The sequence below is a fragment of the Paracoccus angustae genome (genome assembly GCF_042648745.1).
Classification (GTDB): domain Bacteria; phylum Pseudomonadota; class Alphaproteobacteria; order Rhodobacterales; family Rhodobacteraceae; genus Paracoccus; species Paracoccus angustae.
Map to the genome: position 1 here is coordinate 459,579 of NZ_JBHRXY010000001.1, position 14,510 is coordinate 474,088.

Genomic DNA, 14,510 nt, shown 5'->3' on the forward strand with positions numbered 1-14,510 from the left:
TATCTATCCGCTTTCGCTTTGAAGGTTCAAGGTATAGTTACCCGGCGATCAGTCAAAATTCGGACAGTGCGCCATGACGACCACGACCAACCGCATCGCGTTCCAGGGCGAACCGGGCGCCTACAGCCACGAGGCCTGCCGCAAGGCCCGTCCCGGCATGGAAGCCCTGCCCTGCCGCACCTTCGAGGACGTGATAGAGGCCGTGCGCAGCCACCAGGCCGACCTGGCGATGCTGCCGGTCGAGAACTCGACCTACGGGCGCGTGGCCGACATCCACCACCTGCTGCCCGAATCCGGCCTGCACATCCTGGACGAGGCCTTTGTGCGGGTCCGCATCGCGCTGATGTCGCTGCCGGGCACGCGGTTGCAGGACGTGCGCCATGTCCGCGCGCATCTGGTGCTGATCCCGCAGGCGCGCGGCTTTCTGACGCGGCACGGGATCACCGCCGCGGCCTCGGCCGACAGCGCGGGCGCCGCCGCCGACCTGGCGCGCGACCGCATGCCGGGCGAAGGCGTTATGGCCAGCGAACTGGCCGCCGAGATCCACGGGCTGGAAGTGCTGGCCCGCGACATCGAGGATCACCACCACAACACCACCCGCTTCCTGATCATGGGACGGCAGCCCGATCACAGCCGCCGGTCCGACCGGATGCTGACCACCTTTGTCTTCCGGGTCCGCAACATCCCCGCCGCGCTGTACAAGGCCATGGGCGGGTTCGCCACGAACGGCGTCAACATGACCAAGCTGGAAAGCTACATGGTGGACGGCGTGTTCACCGCGACGCAGTTCTATGCCGACGTGGAAGGCCATCCCGAGGATCCGGCCCTGCGGCGCGCGCTGGAGGAACTGCGCTATTTCACCTCGTCGCTGGACATGCTGGGCGTCTATCCCGCCGACCCGCTGAGAGAGGCGCAGCGCCCCTCGGCCTAGGCCGCCCGCAGATGGGTCAGGAAATCGGCGATGCGCTGGTCATACTTGCGGTCCAGCTGCGCCTTGCCCAGCTTGGCCGTCTGCAACAGAAGCCGCGCGCGCATGTTGCGCGGGCGCACCTCGGTCTCGAACAGAAGGCGCGACTTGGCGCGGCTCAGGTCCACCACGGTCATGTTGATCGCCAGGTCGAACTGGTCGGACGGCCCTTCCAGCCCGATCTGCGACGGGCGGTCGAAGCGCGTCACCGCCAGCCGCATCGTCCGGCGCTGCCCGCGCCAGTTGAACTCCAGTTCCCAGCCAGGCCCGGCGCCCGGTTCCTCGGTCGGCTCGATCCGGCGGACCAGCACGCCCCGGGCCGACAGCGCCCTTTCGCTGCGGCAAAAGTCTCCGGCGATGTCGAACAGATTGCCCGCAGGCATGGCGGTGTCGATACGGGTCGAGAACTTCATTCAGGGCTGACCATCCAAGGCATGGTCCGCGGCGGCAGGCCGCGGACCATGCGTTCATAATCCGACAGCCCCACGGGATTCAACCGGACAGAGAGCCGCGGCGTCCCGCGCATCCCGGACCAGGAATGACGCGTGCTGCTTTTGGCACGACAATGTGGCGGTTTTGCATGTGCAATTCGATAAACCTTCGCCATTCAACAATCTAAGGTTGAGCGATGGGATCAAGGCCGCTAGTCTGGCACGGCTGGCGCAGGATGGCGCATGGCGGCCTTGGATCGGGGGGCGAATGCCGGACGGAACGGGCGGGATCGCGCTTTCCATGCGCCCCTTGGTAAAACTGCGCGAGACGGTCGTGCTGCGTGTGCTGGCCACGACCGACATGCACATGAAGCTGTTGCCGCACGACTACCATGCCGGGCGGCCCTGCGGACGGGGAAGCCTGGCCCAGGTGGCCTCGCTGGTGGAACGGCACCGGCGCCTGGCGCGGAACACGCTGCTGGTGGACAACGGCGATTTTCTTCAGGGCACGCCGCTGGGCGATCATGCGGCGAGAGAGGGCGGCAGGGACCATCCCGCCATCGCCGCCATGAACCTGATGGGCTATGACGCCGCCGCGATCGGCAACCACGATTTCGCCTTCGGGCTGGATGTCCTGCAATCGGCCGCGCGGCAGGCCCGCTTTCCTTTGCTGGCCGCCAATCTGCGGGTCAGGGGCCGCGCGGATTTCCCCCGGTATGCGATCCTGCGCCGGCAGGTCGTCACCGTTGGTGGCCGCCCGGCCACGCTGCGCATCGGCCTGATCGGCTTTCTGCCACCGCAAACCACCGCCTGGGACCGCGACCTGGCCGGGCGGATGGAGTGCGACGACATCCTCGAGACGGCGCGCCGCGTCGTGCCCCGCATGCGTGCCGAAGGGGCGGATCTGGTTGTCGCGCTGGCCCACAGCGGGATCGCCCCCCGCCCCGCCGGCCCGGGGGCCGAGAATGTGGCGGCCGATCTGGGCGCCCTGGACGGCATCGACGCCATTGTCGCGGGCCACACGCACGAGGTCTTTCCCGGAAAGATCGCGCCCCGGGCGGATGGCGTCGACACGGCGCGCGGCACCCTGTGCGGCAAGCCTGCCGTCATGCCGGGCTTCGGCGGCTCTCATCTGGGGGTGATCGAACTGTCGCTGACCCGCGAAGGCGCTTCGGGCTGGCGGCTGGCCCGCGCCACGGCGCGATGCGAACCCGTGGGGCCCCACCTTCCCCCCGCGCCCGCCGTGCTGCGGGCGGTGGCACCCTCGCACCGTCTGACGCTGTCGCATCTGGGGACGCGCATCGGCAGCAGCGGACAGCGCATCAGCAGCTATTTCGCGCTGGTGGGCGTCGATCCGGCCCTGACGCTGGTGAACATGGCGCAACGCTGGTTCGTGCGCAAAAGCCTGCGGGACACTGCCCTGGAAGGATTCCCGGTGCTGTCGGCCGCCGCCCCCTTCCGTGCGGGCGGACGTGGCGGGCCGTTCCATTACACCGACGTGCCGCCGGGGCGATTGCGGCTTGGCAACCTGACCGACATCTACTCCTTTCCGAATCGCATCTGCGCCCTGCCCGTCTCTGGGGCGGATCTTCGCGGCTGGCTGGAACGGTCCGCCAGCCTGTTCAACCGCATCCGGCCCGGCCGCCCCGACCAGCCGCTGGCCGATCCGCGCTTTCCCGCCTATCAGTTCGACGTGATCGAGGATCTGCGCTGGCGCATCGACCTGTCGCAGCCGCCGGGCTTTTCGGCGGACGGGACCGCCACCGGAAGCAGCCGCATCCGCGACCTGACCTGGCGCGGGCGCCCGGTTCGCGATGACGACCGCTTCGTGCTGGCCACCAATTCCTATCGCCTCGCGGAATGCGGATTGTTCGCGCCCCTCACCGCAGGCAAGCCCTTCGTCATGCCCCCCGGCCCGCAGACGCGCGACGTGATCCGCGACTATCTGCGCCAGCGCCGCCGGGTGTCGATCGACCCCGCCCCGTCCTGGCAGTTCGCCCCCCTGCCCGGCACCTCGGCCCAGTTCGAGACCGGCCCCGGCGGCTTGCCCCTGCTGCCCGGGATCGCCGCCCGCACCAACCGGCGGATGGAGCATCTGGGCCGGACCGAGGGCGGCTTCGCCCTTGTGCGGCTTTATCTGTGACGGGCTTGCATCGGCCGCGCAACGGCACTATCTAGCGGGCGAGAGGTTGGCGCGGGCAGGCGCCTCGCCAACCCGGTCAGGACCGGAAGGTAGCAGCCGTAACGAGCCCCGCTTGGGTCGTTGTCCAGCCTCTCACCCGGCTTCCCGCACCTTGACAGCAGGACGTCCCGCCCCGCGGGCCTTCGGGCGGCCGCGCCGAGCCGTGTTTGCCGCAAGACCTGGGCTAGACCTGATCTTTTTCCTTTCTCGCTTCACAAGCCGACAGCCCGGGACACGCGGATCGCGGCCACCGTCTGGAACTGCGCCGATCCCGCCGGACTTTGCAGGTTTCCAGTTTTCCTTCTCTTTTGCAGGCATAGTTTGCAAATTTTCTCAATTCCGCTTTCCCGGCCTGCTGCGGCTGGTTAACCTGCCGCAGCAAGGTCAAGGGGGCTGCGATGAAGGACATTCTTCAGGAACTGGAAAATCGTCGTGAACAGGCCCGTCTTGGCGGCGGCCAGCGGCGCATCGACGCGCAGCACGCGCGCGGCAAGCTGACGGCGCGCGAACGGATCGAACTGCTGCTGGACGAAGGCAGCTTCGAGGAGTTCGACATGTTCGTGGCCCATCGTTCCACCGATTTCGGGATGGAGGCCGACCGGCCCTATGGCGACGGCGTCGTGACCGGATGGGGCACGATCAACGGACGCCTGGTTTACGTGTTTTCGCAGGACTTCACCGTGTTCGGCGGCTCGCTGTCGGAAACTCATGCCCAGAAGATCTGCAAGATCATGGACATGGCGATGCAGAACGGGGCGCCGGTGATTGGGCTGAACGACTCGGGCGGCGCGCGCATCCAGGAAGGCGTGGCGTCCCTGGCGGGCTATGCCGAGGTGTTCCAGCGCAATGTCCTGGCATCCGGCGTGGTGCCGCAGATCAGCGTCATCATGGGCCCCTGCGCGGGCGGCGCGGTGTATTCGCCCGCCATGACCGACTTCATCTTCATGGTGAAGGACACGTCCTACATGTTCGTGACCGGCCCCGACGTGGTGAAAACCGTCACGAACGAGGTCGTGACGGCGGAACAGCTGGGCGGCGCATCCACCCATACCAGGAAATCCTCGGTCGCCGACGGCGCCTTCGAAAACGATGTGGAGGCGCTGACGGAAATCCGCCGCCTGTTCGACTTCCTGCCGCTGAACAACCGCGACAAGGCTCCGGTGCGGCCCTTCTTCGACGACCCCGCCCGGATCGAGGACAGCCTGGACACGCTGATCCCCGACAACCCGAACCAGCCCTACGACATGAAGGAGCTGATCGTGAAGGTCGCGGACGAGGGCGACTTCTATGAGATCCAGCGCGACTTCGCCGGCAACATCATCACGGGCTTTGTCCGCATCGAGGGGCGCACCGTGGGCGTCGTCGCAAACCAGCCTATGGTGCTGGCAGGGTGCCTCGACATCGACAGCAGCCGCAAGGCCGCGCGCTTTGTCCGTTTCTGTGACGCGTTCGAGATCCCGATCCTGACCTTCGTGGACGTGCCGGGCTTTCTGCCGGGCACGGGCCAGGAATATGGCGGCGTCATCAAGCACGGCGCGAAGCTTCTGTTCGCCTATGGCGAGGCGACGGTTCCGAAGGTCACGGTGATCACCCGCAAGGCCTATGGCGGGGCTTATGACGTGATGGCGTCCAAGCACCTGCGCGGCGATTTCAACTATGCCTGGCCCACGGCGGAAATCGCGGTGATGGGCGCCAAGGGCGCGGTGGAGATCCTGTACCGCAGCGAGCTGGGCGACCCCGACAAGATCGCCGCCCGGACCCGCGACTACGAGGACCGCTTCGCCAACCCCTTTGTCGCCGCCGAGAAAGGCTTCATCGACGAGGTGATCCAGCCCCATTCCACCCGCAAGCGCGTGGCCCGCGCGCTCGCCAGCCTGCGCACGAAGCGGCTGTCGAACCCCTGGAAGAAGCACGACAACATTCCCCTGTAAGGCCCCGGTTTTCCATGACGTTGCACAAAGGCGTGATTGATGCAGTCCAGCCACAGGGCGGGGGACATTTGTCCGCCGCCGCCCTGCCCGGCTGTCTGCGCGCGGGCGCCGCGGCTATCATGCCCGGCGGGGCGGTGCATGAAGACATCCCCCTGAACCCGAGCAGACGGGCGCAGCCGCGCCCGCTTAACAGGAGCAAGACAACATGTCGAAAAAGATCATCCTCGGCCTGGTGCTGGTGTCGGCCTTTGCTGCGTGCCAGCGTCAGGCAGCCGAACCCGAGGTTTACGTGCCCGCCCCGAACCCCGTCACGACCGAGCCGGTCTATCAGGGCAAGTACGGCGCCAACTGAGCCGACCCGACTGTTATCGCGCGGGCGGTCCGGCTGCCCGCGACTTTCCGGCCCGGTCCCGCCCCGCCCCATCCCCAAGGGCGCATCATGCTGAAGCACCGAGGCTTTCCGGGACGCCTTCCCGGCACCGATTTCCAGTTCGTCATCCGCCGCGAGAACCGCAAAAAGGGCGCGACGCCGATCACCCGGCGGGAACGCTTCCGCGACCGCAAGCCCGCCGACCGCCGCGCCGATGCGGGCTTCCTGGCCGCCCTGATCGAGCATTTCGGCGATGAACCCTTTGTCCGCGGCAACCTGGACGCGGGCCGCCTGGGCTGGCTGATCGGGCGCGAGGTCAAGCCCGTCGGCCCCTTCGATCCCGCCGACTACGACCAGTTGCTGCAAGTGGACATGGCCGCCGCCGAAGCCTCGTTCCCCGAACTGTTCGCCCCCGACAGCCCACCCGATTTCGGCTGGGACGAAGACAACTGGGACGAAGGCGAAGACGACGATCCGGCGGGCGGGCGATGATGCGCGACTTGCTGCCTAGGGCGTTGATCTCACACGCATGTCAGTTTGACCTTCCTTGTTGCTGTGCGATAATCGTTCAAGACCTTTCACCGGCCGCCGATGCGGCCCACAATACAGGCAAGACTTCATGCAGACTTCGACGTTCACCCGCCTCGCTGGCGGCGCCCTCCTTCTTCTCGGCCTGGCTGCTTGCCAGCAGGGCTATGGCGCGGGCGGCATCTCGCCCGACGCGCAGCGCGCGGCCGGCGGCGCCGTCGCCGGTGCCGTCATCGCCAAGGCCCTGGACGAGGATCTGGCGACGGGCGCGGCCATCGGCGCCGTGGGCGGCGCGCTGTGCGACGACGCCGGCGTCTGCCAGCGTCGTTACTGAACCTGACCGGCTGGATCGGCGTTCCGGTCCAGCCATCCATTCCACAGGAAGACCCCAATGTCCAAGTTCCTTGCCCTTGCCGCCCTTGTCGGGGCGACTGCCGTTGCCGGCTGCACCCAGGGCATCAACCCGACCGACACCGACCGCGCCCTTATCGGCGCGGGCGTCGGCGCGACCGTTGCCAGCGTCAGCGGCCGCAACGTCATCAAGGGCGCTGCCATCGGCGGCGCCGGCGGCGTCCTGTGCGACGACGTCGGCCTGTGCCAGTGACCGTCTGATCCCGGCGCGCCCGGCGCGCCGCGGCCTGCCTTTCGCCGCCCGGGGCCCTGCGCCCCTGGGCGGCTTTTTCATGCCTGGCCGGGGGGAGCCATGTTCAAGAAAATCCTGATTGCCAACCGGGGCGAGATCGCCTGCCGCGTCATCAAGACCGCCCGCAAGATGGGCATCGCCACCGTCGCCGTCTATTCCGACGCCGACCGCAACGCGCTGCATGTGAAAATGGCCGACGAGGCCGTCCATATCGGCCCGCCCCCCGCGAACCAGTCCTATATCGTGATCGACCGGATCATGGACGCGATCCGCCAAACCGGCGCCGAGGCCGTCCACCCTGGCTATGGCTTCCTGTCCGAGAACATGAGGTTCGCCGAGGCGCTGGAGCGCGAAGGCGTGGTCTTCGTCGGCCCGCCGTCCCCGGCAATCGAGGCCATGGGCGACAAGATCACCTCGAAGAAGATCGCGCAGGAAGCGGGCGTGTCCACCGTTCCCGGCTACATGGGCCTGATCGCGGATGCCGAGGAAGCTGTCAGGATCAGCGACCAGATCGGCTATCCGGTGATGATCAAGGCCAGCGCGGGCGGCGGCGGCAAGGGGATGCGGATCGCCTGGACCGCGCAAGAGGCGCGCGAGGGCTTTGAAAGTTCCCGCAACGAGGCCGCCAGCAGCTTCGGCGACGACCGCATCTTCATCGAGAAGTTCGTGACGCAGCCGCGCCACATCGAGATCCAGGTTCTGGCCGACAAGCACGGCAACGCGGTCTATCTGCACGAACGCGAATGCTCGATCCAGCGCCGCAACCAGAAGGTCATCGAGGAAGCGCCCTCGCCCTTCCTGGACCCGGCCACGCGCCGCGCCATGGGCGAACAGGCCGTGGCCCTGGCGAAGGCCGTGGGCTATACCAGCGCCGGCACGGTGGAATTCATCGTGGACGGCGCGAAGAACTTCTACTTCCTGGAGATGAACACCCGGCTGCAGGTGGAACATCCCGTCACCGAGCTGATCACCGGCATCGACCTGGTGGAACAGATGATCCGGGTCGCGGCGGGCGAGCCGCTGCCCTTTGCGCAAGGCGACCTGACGATCAACGGCTGGGCGATGGAAAGCCGCCTTTACGCCGAGGATCCGTATCGCAACTTCCTGCCCTCGATCGGGAGGCTGACGCGCTACCGCCCGCCTGCCGAGGTCGCGGACGAGGCTCATGTCGTGCGCAACGACACCGGCGTCTTCGAGGGCGGCGAGATCAGCATGTTCTACGACCCGATGATCGCCAAGCTGTGCACCTGGGCGCCGTCGCGCGGCTCGGCCATCGAGGCGATGCGCGTGGCGCTGGACGAGTTCGAGGTCGAGGGGATCGGCCACAACCTGCCCTTCCTGTCGGCGGTCATGGACCATCCGAAGTTCGTCGCGGGCGACATCACCACCGCCTTTATCGCCGAGGAATACCCCGAGGGCTTCGGCGGCGCGGTTCTGCCCGACGACGAGCTGGCCCGCGTGGCGGCGGCGGCATCGGCCATGCATCGCGTGGCCGAAATCCGCCGCACACGGATCAGCGGACGGCTGGACAACCACGAGCGCCGCGTGGGCGAGAACTGGGTGGTCTTCGTCGATGGCCGGGAAATCCCGACGCGGATCCGCGCCGACCGCGACGGCGCCACGGTTGCCGTGAACGGCCGCGACCTGCGCGTCGAAAGCGGCTGGAAGCCCGGCCAGACCCTGGCGCGGCTGGTGGTCGATGGCCGCCCGCTGGTCCTGAAGGTGGACAAGATCCCCGCCGGTTTCCGCCTGCGCACCCGCGGCGCCGATCTCAGGGTCCATGTCCGCCGCCCCCGCACCGCCGAGCTGGCGCGCCTGATGCCGGAAAAACTGCCGCCCGACACCTCGAAGTTCCTGCTGTGCCCGATGCCGGGGCTGGTGGTGAAGGTGAACGTGGCCCCCGGGGACGAGGTGCAGGAAGGCCAGGCGCTTGCCACGGTCGAGGCGATGAAGATGGAAAACATCCTGCGCGCAGAACGCCGGGGCGTCGTCAAGGCGGTGAATGCCGAGGCGGGCCAGAGCCTCAAGGTCGATGACGTGATCATGGAGTTCGAATGACCTTTGCCGCCACCCTGACCGACCCGCGCGTCGTTGCCGCCATGATCGGCGGCGCGGTGGTGGCGGGTGGCTGGGTGGTGACGCATCTTCTTAGCGCGCGGCGGGACCGGGCGGCGCGGGCCGAACGGGTCCGCGACGTGCAGGGCGCGCTTTACGCCGAAATCCGCGTCCATGTCGCCACGCTGAAAGGCCAGAACCTGCCCCGCTATGGCGCCGAGATCGAGGCGCTGATCCTGAAGGGCGGCGGCTATTTCCCGGTGATCCCGACCGAGCACAACGACCGCCTGTTCGCCGCCATCGTCGAGGACATCCACGTCCTGCCCTTCCGGGTGGTCGATCCGGTGGTGCAATATTACAACCAGCTTGCCACCATCGGCGCGATGATCGCTGATCTGCGGAAACTGCGGCTGGACCGCATCGACCCGAGCCGCGCGGCGCGGATGTATCGCCATTACATCGAGATGAAGATCGAGGCGATCGACCTGGGCGAGGAAGCGATGGCCTATCTGCTGGCCCATCTGACCGGCGGCAGCGAGGCCGTCGCGCGCCTGAGCGATTCGCGTCAAAAAGCCCGCCTTGAGGAAACCAAAGCGGGCGTCGCATCGTGGATCGAGGCCGAAAAGGCGCGGCTCAGCGCCGGGAATAGCCCGGCATCGGGCCGGTTCGGCCAGTGATCGGGCGGGGGTTGTAGGATGTCGTGCTCATGTCGAACCTCCTTGTCCTTGGGCCTGAATATAGGCGGGGCCGCTTCGGTTTTCAATGCTCATGGCACCAGCCCCGCCCGGCCGATTTCCTGGCGGCGCAAGGGCAGCTTGTCGATGGCCCGGCTGATCTCGCGCACATCCCAGGGCAGTGGGCGGCGCTGCTTCACCTGGCCGTCCTTGTCGATGATGACCAGCGAAAAGCCGCGCGGATGCAACTGCTGCCGCCAGGCGCTGTTCGCACCCGGGTCGCTGTCGACGATCACCACCACGTCGCGGTCGACCAGGGCCGCGCCCCCTGCCTCCAGGGCGCGCATCTGTTCGCGGAAGGCCGGATCGTTCGGCGTATCGGCAAAAACCGCGACCGGGCGGGCCGTCCACAGGAAATCCGCCGGATCGGTGTCGGACGCAGACAGGATGCGCAGTTCGGGACGCGCGGGTTCCGGCTCGGGCGCCGCGACTTCCTCGGGGCTGGCAGGCTGCGCGGGGGCCGCCGGCGGAGGAGCCTCGCGCGCCGGGCCCATCCCCGCGATCAACATCGCAACCATCAGCATTTTCAACTTCATCGGCACCCCTTCCTGCCTTGAATATAGGGCGGCGCGCGCCGTGCGAAAGGATCGAACATGACGAAACCCACGCTGGACGATTGGCGAAAGCTGGCGGCAAAGGAACTGGGGGGCAAGGATCCCGACAACCTGACCTGGAACACGCTGGAAGGCATTCCGGTCAAGCCGCTGTATACCGAGGCCGATCTGGAGGGCCTGGACCACCTGGGCAGCCTGCCCGGCATCGCCCCCTTCACGCGCGGCCCGCGGGCCACGATGTATGCGGGTCGTCCCTGGACCATCCGCCAATACGCGGGCTTTTCCACCGCCGAGGAATCGAACGCCTTTTACCGCAAGGCCCTGGCCGCCGGGCAGCAGGGCGTGTCGGTGGCCTTCGATCTGGCAACCCATCGCGGCTATGACAGCGATCACCCGCGCGTGGTGGGCGACGTGGGCAAGGCGGGCGTCGCCATCGATTCGGTCGAGGACATGAAGATCCTGTTCGACGGCATTCCGCTGGACCGCGTGTCGGTGTCGATGACCATGAACGGCGCGGTGATCCCGATCCTGGCGAACTTCATCGTCACCGGAGAGGAACAGGGCCATTCCCGCGCGGTGCTGTCGGGCACGATCCAGAACGACATCCTCAAGGAGTTCATGGTCCGCAACACCTATATCTATCCGCCCGAACCCTCGATGCGGATCATCGCGGACATCATCGAATACACCTCGAACGAGATGCCCCGGTTCAACTCGATCTCGATTTCCGGCTATCACATGCAGGAAGCGGGCGCGAACCTGGTGCAGGAACTGGCCTATACGCTGGCCGACGGGCGTGAATACGTGCGCGCGGCCTTGAGCGCGGGCATGGATGTGGACCAGTTCGCGGGGCGGCTGTCGTTCTTCTTCGCCATCGGCATGAACTTCTTCATGGAGATCGCCAAGCTGCGCGCGGCGCGGCTCTTGTGGCACCGGATCATGTCGGAGTTCAACCCCAAGAAGGCCGGCAGCCTGATGCTGCGGACGCATTGCCAGACCTCGGGCGTCAGCTTGCAGGAACAGGATCCCTACAACAACGTGGTCCGCACCGCCTACGAGGCGATGTCGGCGGCGCTTGGCGGCACGCAGTCGCTGCACACCAACGCCCTGGACGAAGCCATCGCCCTGCCGACCGAGTTCTCGGCCCGGATCGCGCGCAATACCCAGCTGATTCTGCAGGAGGAAACCGGCATCACCCATGTCGTCGATCCGCTGGCGGGGTCCTATTACATCGAGAGCCTGACCGCCGAACTGGCCGAAAAGGCCTGGGCGCTGATCGAGGAGGTCGAGGAACTGGGCGGCATGACCAAGGCCGTCGCCACCGGCATGCCCAAGCTGCGGATCGAGGAAACCGCTGCCCGCCGCCAGGCCCAGATCGACCGGGGCGAGGAGGTGATCGTCGGCGTCAACAAGTACCGCAAGGACCGCGAAGACCCGATCGACATCCTGGACATCGACAACATGAAGGTCCGCGACGCCCAGATCGCCCGGCTGGACCGGATCCGCGCCACCCGCGACGAGGCCGCAGCTCAAGCCGCCCTGGCCGAGATCACCCGCCGCGCCCGCGAAGGCGGCAACCTGCTGGAGGCCGCCGTCGAGGCCGCCCGCGCCCGCGCAACCGTCGGAGAGATCAGCATGGCGATGGAAAGGGAATGGGGCCGCCACCGGGCCGAGGTGAAGACCCTGGCCGGCGTTTACGGCGCGGCCTACGAAGGCGACGAGGGCTTCGCGCAAATCCAGCGCGACGTGGAGGCATTCGCCGAACAGGAAGGCCGCCGTCCCCGGATGCTGGTGGTCAAGATGGGCCAGGACGGCCACGACCGGGGCGCCAAGGTGATCGCCACGGCATTCGCCGACATCGGCTTCGACGTGGACGTCGGCCCCCTGTTCCAGACGCCCGAGGAAGCGGCCCAGGACGCGGTGGACAACGACGTGCATGTGGTGGGCATCAGTTCGCAGGCGGCGGGCCACAAGACGCTGGCCCCCAAGCTGATCGAGGCGCTGAAGGCCCAGGGCGCGGGCGACATCCTGGTCATCTGCGGCGGCGTGATCCCGCAGCAGGACTACGATTACCTGCGGCAGGCGGGGGTCAAGGCGATCTTCGGGCCGGGCACCAACATTCCTTCGGCTGCCGCCGACATTCTGCGGCTGATCCGGGAAAACCGCGCCGCCTGAGTTTTGCGTCCCGCGACGGCCGGGGGGCTGTCTGCCCCCCGGCACCCCCCGAGGATATTTGTGCAAAGGTGAAGGACATTGCCTTGGCCCGGCGGCTGTGAAACCCTGCGGCCGACAGCAAGGGGAAAGCAGATGGACGCGCCGGACATCAAGCAGATCATCTGCATCAAGTGGGGCACGAAGTTCGGGCCGGAATACGTCAACCGCCTTTACGGGATGATCGGGCGCAACATCACCCCGCCCTTCAGGCTGTTCTGCTTCACCGACAACGCGGCGGGTTTGCATCCCGACATCGCGGTCAGGCCGCTTCCGGTCTTCGACTATCAGGCCCCCGTCACGAACCGGGGCCAATGGCCCAAGTCGCGGCTGTGGGGCGATCTGGGCGACGTGACGGGCGTGGTGCTGTTTCTGGATCTGGACGTGATCATCACCGGCAACCTGGATCCCTTCTTCACCCATGGCGATCCCGACGACACCATCCTGGGACGCAATCCCAATACCCCGTTCGAGAAGCTGGGCCAGACCTCGGTTTATCGGATGCGGGTGGGCAAGCTGAAACCGCTGCAAGACATCTTTCGCGCCGATCCGCAGGCGGCGGCGGACACCTATAGGTTCGAGCAGCGCTTTGTCACCCGCAATGCGCCGGGGGGCGTCAAGTTCTGGCCGCGCGGCTGGCTGGCGCATTTCCGCATGCACTCGATCCCGCCTTTCCCGCTGAACTATGTCCGCGAGCCGAAGGTGCCGCGAAACAGCCGGATCGTGATCTTCGCGGGTCATCTCAACCCGCCCGAAGCCATCGCCGGACGCTGGAGGGACGATCACGAACACCGACCACCGCTGGATCACCTGCGCGCCGCCTTCGGAAGCGGGCGCCGCGAAAGCCTGTCCCGGCACCTGCGCCATTATCTGCTGCCCGCGACATGGGTAAAGGATCTGTGGCGCGAATAGCATGAGCGGCCGACCCGCCCCCGTTCGCCTGACCGACGACATGGCCGCGGCCATCGGCCATGCGGTGTCGGGCTTCGGCTTCCTGGAGGAAGCCTTGAAGCGGGCGATCTTTTCGCTGACGCGCAAGGAACTCGGGGACGACTCGGATGGCAAGGCCTGGCAACGGTGGCTGCGCCGGATGGAGGATATTGCCGACGACACGCTTGGCACGCTGATCGACAGCTTCGTCGCGGCCGTGAAGGATGCGGGGATCCGCGACCACCCCCTGCTGGCCCGGGAGCTGGGCGCCATCCGCCTGAAGCGCAACCTGCTGTGCCATGCGTCCTGGCGGCCCGGCACAAGGCCCGGCCACTGGCACCCGACCTTTGTCAACACAAAGGGCGAACGCTATCCCGACGAGATGGACCCGGCCGCCGTTCTGGCCATCCATGCGGACACGCTGCGCGCCGCGCGCGATGTCCTGTCCATCATGCGCGGCACCGGCATCGACGGGAAATGGGCGGGCGACGGGGGGCAGGACTGATGCGGCTGACGGCGGATCATCCCCCGATCTGGCTTGCCGGTCTTGGGCTGGCGGGATGGGCCGTGGGCCGCGTGGCGCCGCATGGGCCAGACCGGCTTGCAGCGGCGGGCCCGCCCGTGGTCCTGGCCGGGGTGGCGCTGATGATCTGGGCCGTCCTGACCCTGGTCCGGGCGCGGACCACGGTGGATCCGCATGGCCGGCCAAGCCGGCTGGTCACCTCGGGGCCGTTCCGGCTGTCGCGCAACCCGATTTATCTGGCCGACGCGCTGATCCTTGCCGGAGCCTGCCTGGCCTTTCATGCCCCGCTTGCGGCCCCGCCGCTGGTCGCGGGCTTCGCGGCGATCGTCTCGGCCCGCTTCGTCGCGTCCGAGGAACAGCGGCTGGCCCGCGCCTTTCCCCAGGCCTTCGCGGCATACCGGCAGCGAACGCGCCGCTGGCTGTGACCGCGGGCTTTCGCGCGTTGCATGAC

Annotated in this window: 15 protein-coding genes and 1 other RNA gene; 14 read left to right on the forward strand and 2 right to left on the reverse strand. The window is 67.4% G+C overall.

Translation table 11 applies throughout. The features are described from left to right. Nucleotides 1-73: 73 nt before the first annotated feature. A complete protein-coding gene (locus ACFOM8_RS02470; RefSeq protein WP_377758983.1) occupies nucleotides 74-931 on the forward strand; it encodes a prephenate dehydratase in 858 nt (285 codons plus the stop codon). Here ACFOM8_RS02470 and ACFOM8_RS02475 read toward each other — a convergent pair. Continuing rightward, complete coding sequence (locus tag ACFOM8_RS02475; RefSeq protein WP_377758985.1) at nucleotides 928-1,380, reverse strand: hypothetical protein; 453 nt, start codon at nucleotides 1,378-1,380, stop codon at nucleotides 928-930. The two genes, ACFOM8_RS02470 and ACFOM8_RS02475, sit on opposite strands and share 4 nt — an antisense overlap. A 319-nt stretch (nucleotides 1,381-1,699) precedes the next feature. Between ACFOM8_RS02475 and ACFOM8_RS02480 the strand changes: the two genes are divergently transcribed. The 9 genes from ACFOM8_RS02480 to ACFOM8_RS02520 all read left to right on the forward strand — a co-directional run bounded on the left by ACFOM8_RS02480 (nucleotide 1,700) and on the right by ACFOM8_RS02520 (nucleotide 9,784). Further along, nucleotides 1,700-3,541 (forward strand): bifunctional 2',3'-cyclic-nucleotide 2'-phosphodiesterase/3'-nucleotidase, encoded by a 1,842-nt coding sequence (locus ACFOM8_RS02480; RefSeq protein ID WP_377758987.1) that lies wholly within the window; start codon nucleotides 1,700-1,702, stop codon nucleotides 3,539-3,541. 40 nt (nucleotides 3,542-3,581) lie between these two features. Beyond that, nucleotides 3,582-3,678, forward strand: an RNA gene (gene ffs / locus ACFOM8_RS02485) — signal recognition particle sRNA small type. A 300-nt stretch (nucleotides 3,679-3,978) separates the two neighbouring features. After that, on the forward strand, nucleotides 3,979-5,511 hold the full coding sequence (locus ACFOM8_RS02490) for an acyl-CoA carboxylase subunit beta (RefSeq protein WP_377758988.1): 1,533 nt from the start codon (nucleotides 3,979-3,981) through the stop codon (nucleotides 5,509-5,511). Between the two features lie 205 nt (nucleotides 5,512-5,716). Continuing rightward, the gene (locus tag ACFOM8_RS02495; protein ID WP_377758990.1) at nucleotides 5,717-5,863 is read left to right on the forward strand and encodes a hypothetical protein; all 147 of its coding nucleotides are present in this window, start codon (nucleotides 5,717-5,719) and stop codon (nucleotides 5,861-5,863) included. 87 nt (nucleotides 5,864-5,950) lie between these two features. Continuing rightward, the gene (locus ACFOM8_RS02500; RefSeq protein WP_377758991.1) at nucleotides 5,951-6,373 is read left to right on the forward strand and encodes a hypothetical protein; all 423 of its coding nucleotides are present in this window, start codon (nucleotides 5,951-5,953) and stop codon (nucleotides 6,371-6,373) included. A gap of 127 nt (nucleotides 6,374-6,500) precedes the next feature. Continuing rightward, complete coding sequence (locus ACFOM8_RS02505; RefSeq protein WP_377758993.1) at nucleotides 6,501-6,743, forward strand: hypothetical protein; 243 nt, start codon at nucleotides 6,501-6,503, stop codon at nucleotides 6,741-6,743. Between the two features lie 57 nt (nucleotides 6,744-6,800). Next, complete coding sequence (locus ACFOM8_RS02510; protein WP_377758995.1) at nucleotides 6,801-7,013, forward strand: hypothetical protein; 213 nt, start codon at nucleotides 6,801-6,803, stop codon at nucleotides 7,011-7,013. A 99-nt stretch (nucleotides 7,014-7,112) separates the two neighbouring features. Next, nucleotides 7,113-9,110 carry an acetyl-CoA carboxylase biotin carboxylase subunit gene (locus tag ACFOM8_RS02515; protein ID WP_377758996.1) on the forward strand — a complete coding sequence of 666 codons (1,998 nt, stop codon included), beginning with the start codon at nucleotides 7,113-7,115 and terminating at the stop codon, nucleotides 9,108-9,110. Continuing rightward, nucleotides 9,107-9,784 carry a hypothetical protein gene (locus ACFOM8_RS02520; RefSeq protein WP_377758997.1) on the forward strand — a complete coding sequence of 226 codons (678 nt, stop codon included), beginning with the start codon at nucleotides 9,107-9,109 and terminating at the stop codon, nucleotides 9,782-9,784. The genes ACFOM8_RS02515 and ACFOM8_RS02520 overlap by 4 nt, the downstream gene beginning before the upstream one ends. Before the next feature lie 89 nt (nucleotides 9,785-9,873). Here the strand turns inward: ACFOM8_RS02520 and ACFOM8_RS02525 are convergent, their stop codons facing one another. Continuing rightward, nucleotides 9,874-10,377 carry a DUF4174 domain-containing protein gene (locus ACFOM8_RS02525; RefSeq protein ID WP_377758999.1) on the reverse strand — a complete coding sequence of 168 codons (504 nt, stop codon included), beginning with the start codon at nucleotides 10,375-10,377 and terminating at the stop codon, nucleotides 9,874-9,876. 57 nt (nucleotides 10,378-10,434) lie between these two features. On the opposite strand from ACFOM8_RS02525, the gene scpA reads away from it, so the two are divergent. The 4 genes from scpA to ACFOM8_RS02545 all read left to right on the forward strand — a co-directional run bounded on the left by scpA (nucleotide 10,435) and on the right by ACFOM8_RS02545 (nucleotide 14,484). After that, nucleotides 10,435-12,570, forward strand: coding sequence for a methylmalonyl-CoA mutase (scpA, locus tag ACFOM8_RS02530; protein WP_377759001.1), 2,136 nt, complete (start codon nucleotides 10,435-10,437; stop codon nucleotides 12,568-12,570). 132 nt (nucleotides 12,571-12,702) lie between these two features. After that, entirely contained in the window at nucleotides 12,703-13,518 is an 816-nt protein-coding gene (locus ACFOM8_RS02535) for a glycosyl transferase (protein ID WP_377759003.1), read from the forward strand. A 1-nt stretch (nucleotide 13,519) separates the two neighbouring features. Continuing rightward, nucleotides 13,520-14,041 carry a hypothetical protein gene (locus tag ACFOM8_RS02540; RefSeq protein WP_377759004.1) on the forward strand — a complete coding sequence of 174 codons (522 nt, stop codon included), beginning with the start codon at nucleotides 13,520-13,522 and terminating at the stop codon, nucleotides 14,039-14,041. Next, on the forward strand, nucleotides 14,041-14,484 hold the full coding sequence (locus ACFOM8_RS02545) for a methyltransferase family protein (protein WP_377759006.1): 444 nt from the start codon (nucleotides 14,041-14,043) through the stop codon (nucleotides 14,482-14,484). Before ACFOM8_RS02540 ends, ACFOM8_RS02545 begins: the two co-directional genes overlap by 1 nt. Nucleotides 14,485-14,510 lie beyond the last annotated feature (26 nt).

Excerpts from the sequence above, each read along its gene's own strand:
- ACFOM8_RS02520 (WP_377758997.1), top strand. The coding sequence starts at position 9,107 with ATGACCTTTGCCGCCACCCTGACCGACCCGCGCGTCGTTGCCGCCATG.
- ACFOM8_RS02510 (WP_377758995.1), top strand. The coding sequence starts at position 6,801 with ATGTCCAAGTTCCTTGCCCTTGCCGCCCTTGTCGGGGCGACTGCCGTT.
- ACFOM8_RS02470 (WP_377758983.1), top strand. The coding sequence starts at position 74 with ATGACGACCACGACCAACCGCATCGCGTTCCAGGGCGAACCGGGCGCC.
- ACFOM8_RS02495 (WP_377758990.1), top strand. The coding sequence starts at position 5,717 with ATGTCGAAAAAGATCATCCTCGGCCTGGTGCTGGTGTCGGCCTTTGCT.
- ACFOM8_RS02515 (WP_377758996.1), top strand. The coding sequence starts at position 7,113 with ATGTTCAAGAAAATCCTGATTGCCAACCGGGGCGAGATCGCCTGCCGC.
- scpA (WP_377759001.1), top strand. The coding sequence starts at position 10,435 with ATGACGAAACCCACGCTGGACGATTGGCGAAAGCTGGCGGCAAAGGAA.
- ACFOM8_RS02535 (WP_377759003.1), top strand. The coding sequence starts at position 12,703 with ATGGACGCGCCGGACATCAAGCAGATCATCTGCATCAAGTGGGGCACG.
- ACFOM8_RS02490 (WP_377758988.1), top strand. The coding sequence starts at position 3,979 with ATGAAGGACATTCTTCAGGAACTGGAAAATCGTCGTGAACAGGCCCGT.
- ACFOM8_RS02540 (WP_377759004.1), top strand. The coding sequence starts at position 13,520 with ATGAGCGGCCGACCCGCCCCCGTTCGCCTGACCGACGACATGGCCGCG.
- ACFOM8_RS02525 (WP_377758999.1), bottom strand. The coding sequence starts at position 10,377 with ATGAAGTTGAAAATGCTGATGGTTGCGATGTTGATCGCGGGGATGGGC.
- ACFOM8_RS02505 (WP_377758993.1), top strand. The coding sequence starts at position 6,501 with ATGCAGACTTCGACGTTCACCCGCCTCGCTGGCGGCGCCCTCCTTCTT.
- ACFOM8_RS02475 (WP_377758985.1), bottom strand. The coding sequence starts at position 1,380 with ATGAAGTTCTCGACCCGTATCGACACCGCCATGCCTGCGGGCAATCTG.
- ACFOM8_RS02545 (WP_377759006.1), top strand. The coding sequence starts at position 14,041 with ATGCGGCTGACGGCGGATCATCCCCCGATCTGGCTTGCCGGTCTTGGG.
- ACFOM8_RS02480 (WP_377758987.1), top strand. The coding sequence starts at position 1,700 with ATGCGCCCCTTGGTAAAACTGCGCGAGACGGTCGTGCTGCGTGTGCTG.
- ACFOM8_RS02500 (WP_377758991.1), top strand. The coding sequence starts at position 5,951 with ATGCTGAAGCACCGAGGCTTTCCGGGACGCCTTCCCGGCACCGATTTC.